Source organism: Rhodohalobacter sp. (assembly GCF_034521535.1).
GTDB lineage: Bacteria > Bacteroidota > Rhodothermia > Balneolales > Balneolaceae > Rhodohalobacter.
Genome location: NZ_JAXHMF010000005.1, coordinates 189,970 through 205,078, shown reverse-complemented (window position 1 = coordinate 205,078; position 15,109 = coordinate 189,970). Strand labels below are relative to the sequence as shown.

At 43.6% G+C, this 15,109-nt stretch carries 20 protein-coding genes and 1 pseudogene; 9 read left to right on the top strand and 12 right to left on the bottom strand.

What is annotated here, in order from left to right; translation table 11 throughout:
- Positions 1-87 precede the first annotated feature (87 nt).
- The 5 genes from U5K35_RS07845 (at position 88) to U5K35_RS07825 (ending at position 5,290) form a co-directional block, all read left to right on the top strand.
- A complete protein-coding gene (locus tag U5K35_RS07845) occupies positions 88-465 on the top strand; it encodes a GxxExxY protein (RefSeq protein ID WP_322570903.1) in 378 nt (125 codons plus the stop codon).
- A gap of 279 nt (positions 466-744) precedes the next feature.
- Positions 745-1,845: a pyruvate dehydrogenase (acetyl-transferring) E1 component subunit alpha gene (gene pdhA / locus U5K35_RS07840; protein WP_322570902.1), complete on the top strand. Its 1,101-nt coding sequence runs from the start codon at positions 745-747 to the stop codon at positions 1,843-1,845.
- A gap of 24 nt (positions 1,846-1,869) precedes the next feature.
- On the top strand, positions 1,870-2,853 hold the full coding sequence (locus U5K35_RS07835) for a pyruvate dehydrogenase complex E1 component subunit beta (RefSeq protein ID WP_322570901.1): 984 nt from the start codon (positions 1,870-1,872) through the stop codon (positions 2,851-2,853).
- A 150-nt stretch (positions 2,854-3,003) separates the two neighbouring features.
- A complete protein-coding gene (locus U5K35_RS07830; RefSeq protein WP_322570900.1) occupies positions 3,004-4,314 on the top strand; it encodes a pyruvate dehydrogenase complex dihydrolipoamide acetyltransferase in 1,311 nt (436 codons plus the stop codon).
- 613 nt (positions 4,315-4,927) lie between these two features.
- The gene (locus U5K35_RS07825; protein ID WP_322570899.1) at positions 4,928-5,290 is read left to right on the top strand and encodes a hypothetical protein; all 363 of its coding nucleotides are present in this window, start codon (positions 4,928-4,930) and stop codon (positions 5,288-5,290) included.
- 200 nt (positions 5,291-5,490) lie between these two features.
- Here the strand turns inward: U5K35_RS07825 and U5K35_RS07820 are convergent, their stop codons facing one another.
- The 10 genes from U5K35_RS07820 to U5K35_RS07775 all read right to left on the bottom strand — a co-directional run bounded on the left by U5K35_RS07820 (position 5,491) and on the right by U5K35_RS07775 (position 10,468).
- Positions 5,491-5,679 carry a hypothetical protein gene (locus U5K35_RS07820; RefSeq protein WP_322570898.1) on the bottom strand — a complete coding sequence of 63 codons (189 nt, stop codon included), beginning with the start codon at positions 5,677-5,679 and terminating at the stop codon, positions 5,491-5,493.
- Positions 5,666-5,788 (bottom strand): hypothetical protein, encoded by a 123-nt coding sequence (locus U5K35_RS07815; RefSeq protein WP_322570897.1) that lies wholly within the window; start codon positions 5,786-5,788, stop codon positions 5,666-5,668. Before U5K35_RS07815 ends, U5K35_RS07820 begins: the two co-directional genes overlap by 14 nt.
- 94 nt (positions 5,789-5,882) lie before the next feature.
- Entirely contained in the window at positions 5,883-6,059 is a 177-nt protein-coding gene (locus U5K35_RS07810) for a histone H1 (RefSeq protein WP_322570896.1), read from the bottom strand.
- 132 nt (positions 6,060-6,191) lie between these two features.
- Positions 6,192-6,380 carry a hypothetical protein gene (locus U5K35_RS07805; protein WP_322570895.1) on the bottom strand — a complete coding sequence of 63 codons (189 nt, stop codon included), beginning with the start codon at positions 6,378-6,380 and terminating at the stop codon, positions 6,192-6,194.
- Positions 6,377-6,838, bottom strand: coding sequence for a hypothetical protein (locus tag U5K35_RS07800; protein ID WP_322570894.1), 462 nt, complete (start codon positions 6,836-6,838; stop codon positions 6,377-6,379). The genes U5K35_RS07805 and U5K35_RS07800 overlap by 4 nt, the downstream gene beginning before the upstream one ends.
- 12 nt (positions 6,839-6,850) lie before the next feature.
- Complete coding sequence (locus tag U5K35_RS07795; protein WP_322570893.1) at positions 6,851-7,561, bottom strand: hypothetical protein; 711 nt, start codon at positions 7,559-7,561, stop codon at positions 6,851-6,853.
- Between the two features lie 2 nt (positions 7,562-7,563).
- On the bottom strand, positions 7,564-8,616 hold the full coding sequence (locus U5K35_RS07790) for a serine hydrolase domain-containing protein (protein ID WP_322570892.1): 1,053 nt from the start codon (positions 8,614-8,616) through the stop codon (positions 7,564-7,566).
- A gap of 23 nt (positions 8,617-8,639) precedes the next feature.
- The gene (locus tag U5K35_RS07785) at positions 8,640-8,876 is read right to left on the bottom strand and encodes a hypothetical protein (RefSeq protein WP_322570891.1); all 237 of its coding nucleotides are present in this window, start codon (positions 8,874-8,876) and stop codon (positions 8,640-8,642) included.
- Between the two features lie 32 nt (positions 8,877-8,908).
- Positions 8,909-9,175, bottom strand: a complete 267-nt coding sequence (locus U5K35_RS07780; protein WP_322570890.1) for a hypothetical protein — start codon at positions 9,173-9,175, stop codon at positions 8,909-8,911.
- Positions 9,176-9,268: 93 nt separating this feature from the next.
- The gene (locus tag U5K35_RS07775; protein ID WP_322570889.1) at positions 9,269-10,468 is read right to left on the bottom strand and encodes a glycoside hydrolase family 3 protein; all 1,200 of its coding nucleotides are present in this window, start codon (positions 10,466-10,468) and stop codon (positions 9,269-9,271) included.
- Positions 10,469-10,691: 223 nt separating this feature from the next.
- Between U5K35_RS07775 and dnaG the strand changes: the two are divergent.
- From dnaG to U5K35_RS07755, 3 genes and pseudogenes are all read left to right on the top strand, one after another.
- Positions 10,692-11,614, top strand: a pseudogene (dnaG, locus tag U5K35_RS07770) (DNA primase).
- Positions 11,568-12,101 (top strand): toprim domain-containing protein, encoded by a 534-nt coding sequence (locus tag U5K35_RS07760; protein WP_322570887.1) that lies wholly within the window; start codon positions 11,568-11,570, stop codon positions 12,099-12,101. The pseudogene dnaG and the gene U5K35_RS07760 overlap by 47 nt, the downstream one beginning before the upstream one ends.
- Entirely contained in the window at positions 12,076-12,636 is a 561-nt protein-coding gene (locus tag U5K35_RS07755) for a hypothetical protein (protein WP_322570886.1), read from the top strand. The genes U5K35_RS07760 and U5K35_RS07755 overlap by 26 nt, the downstream gene beginning before the upstream one ends.
- A 113-nt stretch (positions 12,637-12,749) precedes the next feature.
- Here U5K35_RS07755 and U5K35_RS07750 read toward each other — a convergent pair whose 3' ends face one another.
- Together U5K35_RS07750 and U5K35_RS07745 are read right to left on the bottom strand one after the other, a co-directional pair.
- Entirely contained in the window at positions 12,750-13,154 is a 405-nt protein-coding gene (locus U5K35_RS07750; RefSeq protein ID WP_322570885.1) for a VOC family protein, read from the bottom strand.
- A gap of 10 nt (positions 13,155-13,164) precedes the next feature.
- Entirely contained in the window at positions 13,165-13,749 is a 585-nt protein-coding gene (locus U5K35_RS07745; protein WP_322571754.1) for a DUF4159 domain-containing protein, read from the bottom strand.
- 352 nt (positions 13,750-14,101) lie between these two features.
- Here U5K35_RS07745 and U5K35_RS07740 point away from each other — a divergent pair, with 352 nt between their 5' ends.
- Positions 14,102-14,245 (top strand): hypothetical protein, encoded by a 144-nt coding sequence (locus U5K35_RS07740; RefSeq protein ID WP_322570884.1) that lies wholly within the window; start codon positions 14,102-14,104, stop codon positions 14,243-14,245.
- Positions 14,246-15,109 lie beyond the last annotated feature (864 nt).

Genomic DNA, 15,109 nt, shown 5'->3' with positions numbered 1-15,109 from the left:
TCATCTGCGTTCTATTCGGTTGTAACCATGAAATAGAACACTGATAACACGGTTTGGGCGGATAATCGCGGATATTATGGTTTGGTTATGAAACATGAGGAATTGACTGAGAGGATTATAGAATGCTTTTATGCTGTTTATAACCGATTAGGTTATGGTTTTCTTGAGAGTGTTTATGAGAAAGCGATGCTGATTGAGCTCAAAAGAGCCGGCTTGAAAGCAGTTCGGCAATTTCCTGTTTCTGTTTCATACAGAGATCAAAATGTAGGTGAGTTCTTTGCAGATATTTTAGTTGATGACAAAGTAATTCTTGAACTTAAAACCGCTCGAAAGGTCGAAAAGGACCATGAATATCAGTTGATCAATTATCTAAAAGCAACAGAAATTGAAGTTGGTCTTTTATTCAATTTCGGCAGAAAACCAGAATTCAAAAGAAAAGTTTTTTCAAACAACAGAAAAATCTAAACCAGCGACCATCTGCAGGATCAGCGTCATCCGCGTTCCAATTCGATGGTAACTATGGAATAGAACACGGATAACACGGATTGGGCGGATAATCGCGGAAAGGATTTTGATGTGTTATAATTTATTAATCAGTGACTCATCCGCAATGATCAGCGGTCATCCGGTCGTTCCAATTCGGATAGCTGTAATTATAACGAAACGCAATCAAATCACAAAATCTTCATAAAAAATGAATATATTTGCAGCCTTTGATGCAAAGAATGATCTCAAAAATATAATATGGCTAAAAAGAAAACAGACGAAGTAAATTTTGCTCCCCGGGGAATAGGAGATGAAAAAGATGGTGCCGTACAAAAAGGCGTTGATCTTCCGAAACCCACTAAGAAAAAACATAAATCCTTAGGCTTGAGTGAAGATGATCTCAAAGCCATGTATGAGCAGATGTATCTTCAGCGACGGTTTGAAGAACGTGCCATGCAGCAGTATCAGAAAGGGAAGTTTGGTGGATTTCTGCATCTTTATATTGGTCAGGAAGCTGTTTCGACCGGAACCGTATTTGCACTGAACGATGATGATGATATAATAACAGCCTATCGTGATCATGGTTGGGGATTGTGCCGAGGCATCACTCCAGATGAAGGTATGGCCGAATTGTTTGGCAAGAAAACGGGATGTTCCAAAGGAAAGGGCGGATCCATGCACTTTGCCAAAACTGAAAATCATTTCTGGGGCGGCTACGGTATTGTAGGTGGCCATATTCCGATTGGTGGTGGACTCGCATTTGCGAACAAATACAACCAAAATGGTCGAATTTCAGCCACATTCTTTGGTGATGGAGCTGTAGATCAGGGTGCTTTGCACGAGACTTTTAACATTGCCAATCTTTGGGGACTGCCGGCTATTTTTGCGGTAGAAAACAACGGTTACTCTATGGGTACAGCGGCTCGCAGACATACGGTGACTGAGATCGTAGATCGTGCCAAAGCCTATGGAATGAAGAGTAAGGTTGTGAATGGAATGGATGTTTTTTCCGTCTACGAAGCTATGAAAGAGATTTCAGAAGAAGTACGTGAAACATCCGAGCCTTATTTCTTAGAGATCAGAACCTATCGCTATCGCGGTCACTCTATGTCAGATCCTCAGAAATACAGAACTAAAGAGGAACTCGAAGAATATCAGAAGAACGATCCTATTGAGCGATTGAAAACCTATCTGAAGGATGAGAAGATCCTTAAGGATAAAGAAATTGAAGAAATAGAAGAGAAGGTAGAACAGGAAGTGCTGGATGCCGTGGAGTTTGCGGACAATTCGGACTTCCCGGAGGAATCTGCGTTGTACGATGACATGTTTGCCGAAGACGAACCTTATTTCCACAACTAATTTTAAAACTGACGACATAAAGTAATGGCAGAATTACAATTCAGAGAAGCAATACGAGAGGCAATTGACGAGGAAATGGCCCGTGAAGAGAAAGTCTTCATTATGGGTGAGGAAGTTGCTGAATATAATGGCGCATACAAAGCCACTGAAGGACTTTTAGACAAATACGGCTACAAGCGCGTGATCGATACCCCGATCTCCGAGCTTGGGTTTTCCGGTATTGGTGTGGGAGCTGCAATGAACGGACTTCGTCCCATTGTGGAATTCATGACCTTCAATTTTGCGGTTTTAGCTGCCGATCAGATCATCAACCACGCTTCTAAAGCAGGCTATATGACCGGTGGACAAATTTCGATGCCGATCGTATTTCGTGGCCCGAATGCCTCTGCAGGTCAATTGGGTGCAACACACTCCGTAGCCTACGATTCCATGTATGCCCACTTCCCGGGACTGAAAGTGATCTATACTTCCGAGCCGGACGATGCCAAAGGACTTCTAAAATCTGCTATCCGTGATGACAATCCCGTTATTTTCATGGAATCGGAGCAGATGTATGGAATGAAAGGTGAAGTATCTGAAGAAGAAGATTATATCATCCCGATCGGAAAAGGGAAAGTGAAACGTGAGGGAAGCGATGTGACTATTGTAGCTCATGGAAAAATGTATCATGTGGCCAAACAAGCCGCTGCTCAGCTTGAGAAAGACGGAGTAGATGTGGAAATTATTGACCCAAGAACGGTGAAGCCGTTGGATCTGCCGTTGATCGTGGAATCAATTAAAAAAACCAACCGTTGTGTAGTCGTGGATGAAGCTCATCCGTTTGCCGGATTTGCCGCCGAGATCGGATTCCTGATACAGCGTGAGGCATTCGATTATCTGGATGCTCCCGTTCAACGTGTTACTCTTCCGGATGTGAATGCACCATTCGCGAAGAATTTGTTTGATGCATGGTTGCCGGATGCTAAGGATGTGATCGAAGCCGTAAATCAGGTTACATATAGGAATTAGGGGAGAAGTGAAAACGCAAAAGTGAAAAGTGTTCCAAAACTCACTTTTCACCTTTCACTTTTGCCTTTTCACTTATACACCCGTTACATTGAATTATATTTACCAAATTGAACGAACAAACAACTCACTCAACAGTTAATACAAAAGATTATGGCCATTAAGATTGAAATGCCAAAGCTTAGCGATACCATGGAAGAAGGGGTGATCGCTTCGTGGAATGTAGAAGAAGGAGACAAGGTAGAAGCCGGTGATATCATCGCCGAAGTGGAAACCGACAAAGCCACGATGGAAGTGGAGGCCTTTGACGAAGGAACCGTACTCAAAATTCTTGTAGAAGCAGGTGATGCAGTTCCTTTGGGCGGACTCATGGCGGTGTTGGGTGAGGAAGGTGAAGACATTTCCGAGATTCTTGAAGGTGCCGGATCTTCTGATTCCGGAAAATCTGAGGAAAAAGCAGAAGCTAAAGAATCAGCTTCCGATGAAAAAGAAGAATCTGCTAACAAAGAGAAATCTAAAAGTGGTGATGGTTCAGCTACACTGACTTCGCCGAAGTCAGAAAGTAAATCTTCTACTGAAGAAACTGCTGCATCTACAGGTGAGCACGGACGAATTTTGGCTTCTCCTTTAGCTCGAAAAATGGCTGAAGAAAAAGGTATTGATCTTGCCAAGGTAAATGGTTCCGGTCCAAACGGACGTATCGTCAAAGTAGATATTGAAGAATATAAAGAAACTGCACCTGCTGCAGCAGCGACCTCAACACAGAGCTTCGAAAGTCTGGAAAGCAAAGAGGTTAAAGTCTCTCAGATGAGAAAGACCATTGCCCGTCGCCTTTCAGAGAGCAAGTTCACCAATCCGCATTTCTACGAAACTATCGATATTGACATGAAAGCGGCTATGGCAGCTCGCAAGTCGATGAATGATGCTAACGATGTTAAGATCAGCTTCAACGATATTGTGGTTAAGGCGTGCTCTGTAGCATTGACTCGTCATCAGGCTGTGAACAGTTCATGGTACGATGATATTATCAAGGAGCATGGTGATGTACATGTTGCAGTTGCTGTGGCTATTGATGAAGGACTGATGACTCCGGTTATCCGCCACTCTGACAAGAAAGGTTTATTGCAGATCTCTTCCGAAACCAAGGAGCTGGCCGGATTGGCACGAGACCGAAAACTTCAGCCCGAGCAGATGGAAGGAAGTACCTTCACCATCAGTAATCTGGGGATGTTTGGCATTGAAGAATTCACGGCCATCATCAACCCGCCAAACGCATGTATTTTAGCAGTTGGTGCTATTCGTGACGTACCCGTTGTGGAGAATGGAGAAGTAGTTCCAGGCAAGCGCATGAAAGTGACGCTGTCTTCCGATCACCGAATTGTGGACGGAGCTAAAGCAGCCGAATTCCTGAATACTGTGAAGAACCTGCTTGGAAAAATCCACTTGCGATGTTGCTGTAACTAAAAGCAGGACTTTATCTATTAAATTCCTGAAAGCCCCGCCCACATTTAAATAATGTGCGGGGCTTTCACTGGACCTTCGCAGAAACAACCGAATGGAACGCGGATGACGCTGATCCTGCAGATGGTCGCTGATTAATAAAATAACTTATCAAAAAACATTTCCGCGATGATTCGCCCAATCCGTGTTATCCGTGTTCTGTTTCTTAGTTTCAATCGTACTTGAACGGGGATGGCCACTGGTTTTAGAATTTGCTATTCGAGCACCGGTTCGAGATAAGAAATGATCATTTATCAGGATATAGAGTCATTTCGCGACGAATGCCCGAATCTAATAGGTTGATGAGATTCAAAGGTTGAGTTTGTGGTACGTTTTAGATTCCCGTCTGCACGGGAATGACCATATCTCAACTTTCCTGTCTGATTTCTAATTTTTTCATCTTGAATTCAGGTTGACCCTGCAACATGTTAGTCGATGATCCACCAGATCCGGGTTATCAGCGTTCTATTTTCTCAGTCTTATTCTAGTCTCCAAGCCCATTACATTTTCTAACAAACTTATCTAGAATAATTCCCGTAAATGTGGTTCAAATTCTTTAACCCTAACGAACGGAACCATGAAATCAATTCTCTTAGCCGCATGCTATTCTAGTCATCGCATTACCCGGAGCGATACGGGCTCACAAAACTCAGCCGAAAACAGGAAGTTCAGGCTACTATTGAACATGTTATTTGAAGGGCATGCTCGGAAGGCAGACGAGAAGAAAAGTAGCAGCAACGTTCCAGCCGGAAGCCATAATGCAAACCAGTCGTTAAGAATCGAAGAGGGAAGTAATGGTACCGTTAGAACCGGCAACCTGGAAGCTTTTGTGAACAGCATCGGTTGCAGCCGAACCCGGAAGACTCAACGAGAAAGTTCTGATGGGAGCTATGAGATCAAGAGTCGATGCAGAACTCGCCTCAGCCTGGACTCCCTATGAGTTCTATGTGGGTGAGGAATTTTCACACTGTGGAGTGAATTCATTCCAGCTTATAAAGACCGTTGAAGGCTGGAAAATATTCCATACTGTACAGCACCCGCCGTCAGGAGAATTGTGTAGAATAGCCTTCAATGCTCATATATATTATTGAAAGCTAAAAGTAGTGATTACGAAAATGGTAGCTTGTAATCAGGTCTGGCTTATTGTGCTTTCAAAAGTTTATCGATTAGCGTGGCTTTCTGGGGATCCACATACTTGCCGTAAGAGATGATGAGAGTGCCTTTGATTCCAGAATCGGCTTCAATGGCATACATAGTGGATTCTGAGCCCGGATCGGTTCCCTGATCAAATTCGTGTGTTTCTTTGATGGTTAGATTATCTGGCATCATATTCAATATCTAATGTTTTGCAGGTGATGCAGTCTGTGCCTAACTCAAAAGTATGGTCAAATCCTTTTTCTTTCAGGGCTTCGGTCGCTTCAGCTAAGTCTTTGTACATAAGGGTGTTACTTTAGTTATGCTTCATTATATAGTACAAATAAAAAAAGCCGCTCGTTCAAGCGACTTTCTTAAAAACGTAAGAGCTATAAAAATTAGCTGTTGTTTTTGATATCCTGAATTTCCAGGCGGATTTCCTGTGCTAATTTTTTCAATTCTTGAAGGCCTTTGCGGGCACGTGTACCGGCCGCTTTGTTATCTTTTTCGTAGAATTTTTCCATTTCTACTGATGTTTCTTCTACGAGGTTTTTTAGTTCTTCAACTCTGCTCATTAATAGCTCCGTTAAAATTTATAGTTAATTTTGTTTCTGTTTTCAGAAATGTTCTCGAAGCTATTCAATCGGGGGTATTGAGTCAAATTAAAAAGTGCTTTTTAGGTAAAAAAAGTGACTTTTTGAAAGAATCTACTCAATTATGGTACTTTTTTTGAGGTCCGGCCAGTTCGCAAGATCGGTAGCCGTGGTAATTTTGACGAGATGACCAAAATTCCGGAATTCTTCAGGCAGTGATTCTTCTTCAAATTCGCCCGGTAAGCTGTCCCATCCAAAAGATTGTTGTTCTTCCTGCACCAGGATCTCATCCTTTTCATTCATAGAGAAAAGCAGGATTTCGGCATCATCAAATGTATGGGAAAGCGCTGCTGAAAATTTGGGAAGGGGAACATGTTTTGGGCATCCGTCATTTCATCTACCAAATTGGAAAGAAGGAGATTGGGGATATCATGAAGATCTTCAATTTTCTCTTTATTAAACCACAGTTCGCCTTCTTTTATGGTGGCCATCTCTTTTTGAAATCCATGAACTCCGATAGTTGGAATTCCCTGATCCGCAAATAAACCTATAAGCCGTTTATTCAGGTCTTTGATGGCTCGCAGCCGGGCATCTTCCCGCATCATACCGGTTTGAATGAGTCGATCGGTATAAGGACTGTCTCCGTGTACGATAATTCCCTTTCGGTCGCCCAGTTTAGCGAGTGACTTGGCAAATGCGGTCAGGAATACAGAATTTTCGAGGTGTTGATGATCCAGTACAGCGATAAAATGAATGGGCATAAATTGAATTTGTTATTTCTTTTTATTCAGAGCAGATGATTTAAAACTAAATGGAAGTAAATCTACCGTAATGTGTTCTGAAAGCGTTCCATCAGCATGGTGTAGTACAACATCGTGATAGGGAAGCAGTTCTACTATAACCTGTCTGCAGGCTCCGCATGGACTACTGAATTCTCCTTTCCGGGTATGTATTTCCATTTTGGTGAACTCAGTATCTCCGTGAGCATACGCTTTAGCAATGGCAACTCGTTCGGCACAAATTCCTTGGGTCCAGTCACTTACTTCCACATTTACCCCTTCGAAATAACCATTCTCAGTAAAAAGCAGTGCCGATACAGGAAAGTCGGAATTGGTAGTTACCGCTTGGTTCAGCAATGATTTTAACTCATCAATAGCTGAAAATGTGGAGGACGGGTTCATCTGAAGATCTTCCCTGTCCACAACCGGAGGTTCATCCGTTTCAACTACTTTCATATGAAACTCAACCGTCCAGAAGGCAAGCTGTTCCAACTCGCGATTTTGCACGTAGATCTTTGCGGGCGTGTCTTTTTCACTTAAGCAGATAGCACAAGCGGCTTGAACAGCGGGTATAGTTAAGGGATATGAAATATTCTCGATCCGCACGCCGGCATAGATTTTACCTGAACTACCTTCAACCAGACAGGCTTTTGGTTCACCTGAGTAGGGGACGTAAGATCGGTCTAATAGTGATGTCCAACTCATAATTAATTTGTTATTGCTGAAAATGCCGCATCGGCTACTTTTGCTCTAATTTGGCTAATGGTTTTTCCATATGAGCGATGCGGATAGGTTCGGTTGGTTAACAAGATAACCGCCATATTCTTCTCCCGGTCTATCCACAAGCTGGTGCCGGTGAAGCCAAGGTGGCCAAAGGTGTCGTTACTTGCAAGCTGACCGGCGGTAGTAAAACCGGTGGGACTTTTTCGGTCAAACCCAAGCCCACGGTTATTATGTTCAGATTGATCGGTGGTGAATTGTCGAATGGTTTCTTTTTCTAAATATCGTTTTCCGGCATACAAGCCATCGTTCAGAAGCATGGTGCTGAATTTGGCCATGTCAATAGTGTTGGAAAATAAGCCTGCGTGTCCGGCCACACCTCCTAAATAATAAGCCCGTTCATCGTGCACCAGGCCTTTAACAAGTCCTCGTCCATAGACGGTATCAATTTCGGTTGGGGAGATGCGATTGACCAGCCAGCGGCTGTTTGTAGCCGGGTTGAAAAAAGTGCTATACATATTCAACGGAAAATAAAATTCACTCCGCGTATATCGGTCCATTCGAGAGCCGGAAACTTCATGAATGATCTCTGCCAGTAAGATCATTCCCAGATCACTGTACACATATTTGGTTCCGGGTTCGTAAGTCAGTGGTTCATTTTTGATGGCGTTTAAAATCTCATTCCGTGTTTTCAAAGAATCAACGTACACGCGGAAGGGAGGCAATCCTGTTTGATGCAATAGAATATCCCGTATGGTGATGTCGCGCCTTTGGGGTACATCAAATTCAGAGAAGTATTCTGCGATGGTATCATCCAGGCTGAGTTTTCCTTCATCAACAAGCTTCATGGTTGCTGCCGTGGTGGCCATTATCTTGGTGATGGAGGCTACATCATACACATCGGTCTCTTTCACTTTTTCAAGCTTCGAATAATCCTGATAGCCATATCCCCGATTGTAGGCGAGTACTCCGTCTTTCACAATTCCCACAACGGCTCCGGGGAAATACCGAATCATCGATTGCCTGATGTACGATCTCATCAAGCTCAAACAATTTGTTATGATCAAGTCCCAACTTCCTCAGGTGTTCCAAAACGCAGCGTGGTATGTTCCATTTCCAGGCCTTCACCCAGTTCATAAAGTCCGGGTATCTCAATAGGGATCTTTGCTTTTATTTCTGAAGCCCCAAAAATAGCCGGCACCGCTCCGCTTATTTGTCCTGATGAGTTATACCAAGCCAGCATGTGGGCATCTGCTTCGTCCAGATCAGACAGGACATAAGGATTTCCAAAAGAGACCAAAAGTGACGGTTTTTTGGTTTGAACGACTTTCTTCAGGAAGGATAACTGATCGCCTGAAGATGGATGGATTGCCCAAACCGTAAATAAATAAAAGAGCTGATGATCACCAGGTCTACTTTCCGGGCTTTTTTCATCATTTTCCGCTTATCGACTTCACTGGTGCGTTTATCGTAAATATGGAAAGATACATCCGGATGATAATCCCGCAGTTGACGGACAAAGGAGGATCCGGTATTTCCGTCGCGGTCATCAGCCACTGAAATCACCATAATGCTCGAGGATGTTCCGATGGGCAGCAAAGGCAGGATGTTCTTCTCATTTTTTAAAACAGTGATGGATTCCGGGCTATTTCGTCAGCAACGGCTTTATGAAAATCAGTATTAACAATGGTATCAAGACGCTTCAAGATCCACCTGATTTTCGCTTTGCAAAAGTCCGTATTGCTGTTTCCATTTCATTAATTTCACAAACGAACGATCGATGCGTTCTTCGGTTATTTCTCCTTTTTCAACTGACTTGATCACCTCATCAATAGCGGTGTGGACATCCGGACTGATGAGCATGATATCGGCACCGGCATTTAGGGCACGAACCACAGCTCGACCCGGCGAATATTTGGAAGCAATGCCCTGCATTTCCAAACCATCGGTAACTACCAGGCCATTAAAGTTGAGGGAATCAATAAGAACATCACCGAGAATGGTAGCATCTAAAGTAGCGGGCAGAAATTCGGTCGTATTAATTCCGGGAAAGGCGATATGTGCCGTCATAACGCTCGAAATTCCACCATCAATGGCTGCACGAAAGGGGATCAGTTCCAGAGAATCGAGCCGGGAATAATCATAATTCACAACAGGAAGATCGCTGTGAGAATCAACATCGGTATCGCCGTGACCGGGGAAATGTTTTGCCGTTGCCACAAGTCCTTCACTTTGCACGCCCTGCATAAAAGCCGTTCCGTAGTCGGCTACCATTTCAGGATCTCCCGAAAAAGAGCGCACGTTTATAACCGGGTTTTCAGGATTATTATTCACATCCAGCACCGGGGCATAGATCTGGTGAACGCCCAACGCTTTAGCTTCAATGGCGGTGATCTTGCCCATCATAAAGGCGTTTCGTTTGTCGCCGGTGGCAGCAACGCCCATAGCCGGAGTGAAGCGGGTAGTTCCCGAGATCCGCATGGCTGCCCCAAATTCCATATCCTGCGAAATCCAAAGGGGAAACTTGGACATGCGCTGCAATTTATTGGTCATTATGGCCTGCCCGTAAATATCACCCCGCATAAAAATGATGCCGCCAACGTGATAATCGGTGATCATCTGCTCCAGTTCCTTGAACGTGCGGGAATCGCGGTTGGTAAACTGACCTTGAGCGGGCACAAAAAACAGCTGCCCAATTTTTTCCTCAAGCGGAGTATTCTCAATAAGTGAATCGAGATAGGCCTCCGAAGTTTTATCGAGAATCGTTTTTGGAGGATTCTTCACCGTTTGGCCAAACAAAAACTCAGTCAGTTTTTGAGCCTGAATGCTTGTTGAACCCAACAGAATAAAAACGATCAGTAAAGATAAGGTTGCGGAAAAACGTCTGTTCATAGATTAAATTCTCGTAGATGATATATCATGACACTAAAAGTACATGTTGTAAACCGACTTCACCAATGCTTTATTACATTCTTACAAAAAAGTACGGCCCATAATTTCAGTAGGTTCTAAGTGTTAATTGAGATCTGGAAAGGGAGAGGAAAGATTTACAAAAGAAAGTCTGTAATTTCATAATTTTGCTTTACTCCGAGGATTAATATGCTCATTATTAAGTATGATTAGTGACGACAAAAAAGAAGAGGTCAGAGCCGCCGCTGATATTGTGGAAGTGGTGCAGGATTATGTGAAGCTGAAGCGTTCCGGCAGTGGATTTGTGGGGCTGTGTCCTTATCACGATGAAAAAACGCCTTCCTTTAATGTGACTCCGCGCCTGCAGATTTTTAAATGCTTTGGCTGTGGAGAATCCGGTGATGTATTTAAGTTTGTAATGGATCAGGAGGGCGTGGGCTTTACGGAAGCAGTTCGGGAGCTGGCTGAGCGGTATGGCGTGTTCATACCTGAAGAAGAGAACGATGAGCCCAGTGAAAGCACCCAGCTTCGGGAAGGAATTTTGCATGCGCTGAAATTTGCCGGCGTGTTTTATTATCGGAATCTGGTTGAAAATCCGGAAGCAGAAAAGGCCCGAAAATATTTGCAGGAGCGTGGATATGATCGCTCGGTATATAAGAAATTTGGGTTGGGATATGCTCCCTCAGGCGGGAAGAATTATGGAAAGCAGCCCGGAATGCAGGCATCGATGAGCAATATCTGGAGGAAGGAGATCTTATCAAACCAAGCAACCGCGGCAGTGGATATTACGATACTTTTCGGGGCCGTTTGATGTTTCCGATCTTCAATCCGACCGGGAAGGTCATTGCTTTTGCGGGTCGGGTTCTGGGGCAAGAAAAAACGGCGAAGTACATCAATTCATCCCAAACCAAAGTGTATAACAAAAGTGAAGTGGTGTATGGGGTGAACTTTGCCAAAAATGAAATCCGAAAGCATAAAGAAGTGATTTTGGTGGAAGGTTATACCGATGTGATCACGCTGATGGAGCATCAGATCGGGAATGTGGTGGCCAGTCAGTGGAACATCGCTTACTCCGGGACAAATGAAGATCCTTCATCGCTATGGCGAGCGCATTGTGATGATCTATGACTCTGATGATGCCGGACAAACGGCCATGAAGCGGGGAATTAATATTGCGCTGGCGGAAGGAATGGAAGTGGAATTGCTGGAGCTACCCGAAGATCAGGATCCGGATTCGTTTGTGAAGCAGTTTGGGAAAGAGTCTTTTGAGGAAATGAAAAAGGAAGAAGCCCTCGATTTTGTGGATTTTCTGCTGCATAAAGCCGGTGATGAAGGTCGCCTTGACAGACCGACCGAAACGCCGAAAGTGATAACGGAGATCCTGGAATCCATATCAAATATTCCGGATTCTATTCAGCGGCAGGTGTATGTGCAGTACCTGCATCAAAAAATACAGAAGTTCCAGAAGGTGAAAGAAACGGACCTTTTTGAGCAGCTTGAGCGGGTTATGAACGACAAGCGCTGGGAGGAAAAAAGGGCGAAGAAGCGGGAGGAAGTCCGGCAGAGAGTTCAGGAAAAACCAGATGAAAATGCCGACCCAAAGCAGCAGCGATGAGGAGCCTCCTCATCCCGGCATGCGGACAGCTAAGGCACAGTCATCCAAAAAGAAGCCCCATTTCGAAAAAGAGCTGATCCGTCTGATGATAACCTATGGAAGAAGCATGGTAGAGTACATTTGCTCGTTTACCAACGCCAAGCTTTTTGAAGATGAGGAGCTGAAGATGTTTTACGAGGATATCATAGAGCGTTATAAGAAAGAGCAGGAATTTTCCATTAAAACCTATTCCGGTGAAACCGATCCTTTTCCAAAATTGGTGGGAGATGTGACCCTGCAGCAGTATTCTCCCAGCGAACGGTTTTCTAAGGAACATGGGCTGAAATATGATGAAAATCCGTACAGAACGGCTAAAAGTTCAATTCGTTCTACACAGATAAATTTCTATCAGCGGAAATTGCATGAAATTGCGGACAGGATCGCTGATGCGGATGAAAAAGAAAGATTGAAGCTGATAGAGCGACAAAAGGATATCAAATCAAAATTAACCCGCCGGGAAACCTCTGATCCTGACGACCTTTATTCCGAATCCTGAAAAGGGCGTGAGCAAAGAAGTGGATCGTAAAGTCTTTACTTATAAGATGAAGGGGGATGAGTGATTTAGTGATCACAGAAAATCACCATATCACCCGTCACTTTATCACAAAATCAGATTTCACAATTTAGCATCCAGCGGATTCCGTATTTGTCGGTGAGCATGCCGTATCGGGCGCCCCAAAAGGTGTTTTCGAGCGGCATCGTCACTTCTCCTTTTTCTGAGAGGGCTTCAAAAATGCGATCCTGCTCTTCTTCTGATTCCAGATTGATGCTGAGTTGCACGTTATTGCCTCCCGAAATTTCTTTATGAGGTGCACCATCCGAGAACATGATGGTAATTCCTTCAGCCTTTAATTCTCCGTGCATGATCTTGCGTTTGTGATCATCTTCAACGGGCATTTCTGTATCCCCAAAACGTTGAAGAGCGGTGATCTCGCCATTCAAACATTCTTTGTAGAAACTCATGGCTTCCTCACAATTTCCGGGGAAAAACAGGTAGGGTGTAATTGTTTTCATAACGCTGAGATTAGTTCTGAGTTAAAGCATACACTAAAATATTGGAGCCCATTTCAAGCGCCTGCCGGCGAAGCGATTGAGGGACATTATGGATCTCTTCTTCCGCCCAGCCATCGCCTAAATTAGATTCGATGCTGTAAAAAACGACCAATCGTCCTTCATAAAAAATACCCAGTCCGCGTGGTGCTTCCCCGTCATGTTCGTGGATTTTAGGAAGACCATTTTCAAAAGTAAAAGCCTGATCGTAAATAGGGTGATTAAAAGGAATCTCAACAAAGTCTTCATCCGGGAAGATATCTTTCATCACAGGGCGTAAATACTCATCGAGGCCGTAATCATCATCTATATACAGGAAACCGCCGTTTTGCAGGTATTCCCGGACGTTACGGGCTTCAGCAGAATTCAGGGTGATGTTGCCATGTCCCGTTAAAAATACGAAGGGATAAGAATGCAACGCCGTACTTCCCAAAGAAACATCGGTGTAAGAATTGGAGATCCGTATGGGAACGTTTGTCTTGGTGAATGTGATCAGGTTGGCGAGGGCTGAAGGGTCGTTGTACCAGTCACCACCGCCACGGTATTTGGCACGGGCAATTTCAAATTCTCCGCAACGTCACCGAGCTTGTGCATGTTCAATGCCAGATAAAGAAAACATCGGTACTAACAAAAGATAAATGATGCGCATAAAGGGGTTAGCGAAAACCGCTCCAATAATGGTATAAATGCTACTATTATTATCATAAACTGGAATGAAATATAAAGTATACCAAATACTTCAAGATAGTGTTTTCTTTAATGTTGATTAACAGTTCTTGGTAACAGCGGGTTCAATGGGAGCCTACGGTAGCGCCAAATGGAAATGGTTTTAGCCCACATGAAGTGTTCAGCCCCCATCAATCAATCGGTGTATAGTGTAAGTTTGAATTCGAATTATTTGTTTTTGGTGGATGATGACAGGCAACGGGTTTTATTCGCATCCTGCCAGAGCGGCTCAATTGGATCATGGATTTGTTCAGACTTCATTTGCCGGCAGCTCAAATAACTTTAACGCTGCCGTTTTAGTACCTGCAGATTTAGGAGTCGGTTTATAACTTTAGGTGGGGTCATTAACTCATATTCTAACGTACAGGAATCGGAGGATTTTTATCAGACTTTTAATGTATTTGAGCGCAATAACTATATCAGAGAAAATCTACAGGAACAGCATAAAACTGAAGAAAGAGATAACAGTAATGAAAATAGTCAGGCTGAATTCCGTTTGCTGAAAATATTTGAATCGGGTGAAAGCCAAGGCAGGGCGGTTGGACTATTTGGGGAACTTCGACCTTTCAAAACGATAGTTACAGGCTTACTAATGAGAAATTATATCAGCTGGAAGAAGAATTTAGAATGGATACCCTTTTTCTACTGCTGAATTGGAAAGAACCTATAATAGAATTCAAATTCAAGCGATACGCGAAATAATAAACTGGTAGCGGGAATTGAATATTACAGTTGGAGTGAAGCGGGGACCTCAGCCATAAGCTATATGTTAAGAAGATGATTATGGGCAGAATAATCAAAATTTTATAGACAGGGATAACATCAGGGAAACAAACTATGTTGGCAATGAAGTCATTTGAATTCTAACAAGAGCCTTGAAACAAGTTTCGGCTCGTCAACCTCAGAACCGTGGCAATTTCGGTATGATCTGTATAAAAACATCAATTTAAATGTATGGGAATGATTATTTGTTTGCCAATCTGCAATTCGTATTTGGGTTTGGTGATCAGGAAGTGAGTATGAGTAAGGAGAAGCGAGAGTAGCACGGATAGTTAGGGGCAAAATACATCGCGAGTGGTTTACGACTATGCAGTGGCCTTTGATGATCCTAAAACCAATTTTATAGGCGGCCGGTTTTCAACGGGCTATGCTATTACGCTCACCTCTGATGATTTTTCATTGAATTATCGGCC

Bases quoted from the DNA above. Each gene is read 5' to 3' on its own strand.
- U5K35_RS07845 (WP_322570903.1), top strand. From the start codon at position 88: ATGAAACATGAGGAATTGACTGAGAGGATTATAGAATGCTTTTATGCT.
- pdhA (WP_322570902.1), top strand. From the start codon at position 745: ATGGCTAAAAAGAAAACAGACGAAGTAAATTTTGCTCCCCGGGGAATA.
- U5K35_RS07835 (WP_322570901.1), top strand. From the start codon at position 1,870: ATGGCAGAATTACAATTCAGAGAAGCAATACGAGAGGCAATTGACGAG.
- U5K35_RS07830 (WP_322570900.1), top strand. From the start codon at position 3,004: ATGGCCATTAAGATTGAAATGCCAAAGCTTAGCGATACCATGGAAGAA.
- U5K35_RS07825 (WP_322570899.1), top strand. From the start codon at position 4,928: ATGAAATCAATTCTCTTAGCCGCATGCTATTCTAGTCATCGCATTACC.
- U5K35_RS07820 (WP_322570898.1), bottom strand. From the start codon at position 5,679: ATGATGCCAGATAATCTAACCATCAAAGAAACACACGAATTTGATCAG.
- U5K35_RS07815 (WP_322570897.1), bottom strand. From the start codon at position 5,788: ATGTACAAAGACTTAGCTGAAGCGACCGAAGCCCTGAAAGAAAAAGGA.
- U5K35_RS07810 (WP_322570896.1), bottom strand. From the start codon at position 6,059: ATGAGCAGAGTTGAAGAACTAAAAAACCTCGTAGAAGAAACATCAGTA.
- U5K35_RS07805 (WP_322570895.1), bottom strand. From the start codon at position 6,380: ATGAATGAAAAGGATGAGATCCTGGTGCAGGAAGAACAACAATCTTTT.
- U5K35_RS07800 (WP_322570894.1), bottom strand. From the start codon at position 6,838: ATGCCCATTCATTTTATCGCTGTACTGGATCATCAACACCTCGAAAAT.
- U5K35_RS07795 (WP_322570893.1), bottom strand. From the start codon at position 7,561: ATGAGTTGGACATCACTATTAGACCGATCTTACGTCCCCTACTCAGGT.
- U5K35_RS07790 (WP_322570892.1), bottom strand. From the start codon at position 8,616: ATGAGATCGTACATCAGGCAATCGATGATTCGGTATTTCCCCGGAGCC.
- U5K35_RS07775 (WP_322570889.1), bottom strand. From the start codon at position 10,468: ATGAACAGACGTTTTTCCGCAACCTTATCTTTACTGATCGTTTTTATT.
- U5K35_RS07760 (WP_322570887.1), top strand. From the start codon at position 11,568: ATGAAGATCCTTCATCGCTATGGCGAGCGCATTGTGATGATCTATGAC.
- U5K35_RS07755 (WP_322570886.1), top strand. From the start codon at position 12,076: ATGCCGACCCAAAGCAGCAGCGATGAGGAGCCTCCTCATCCCGGCATG.
- U5K35_RS07750 (WP_322570885.1), bottom strand. From the start codon at position 13,154: ATGAAAACAATTACACCCTACCTGTTTTTCCCCGGAAATTGTGAGGAA.
- U5K35_RS07740 (WP_322570884.1), top strand. From the start codon at position 14,102: ATGATGACAGGCAACGGGTTTTATTCGCATCCTGCCAGAGCGGCTCAA.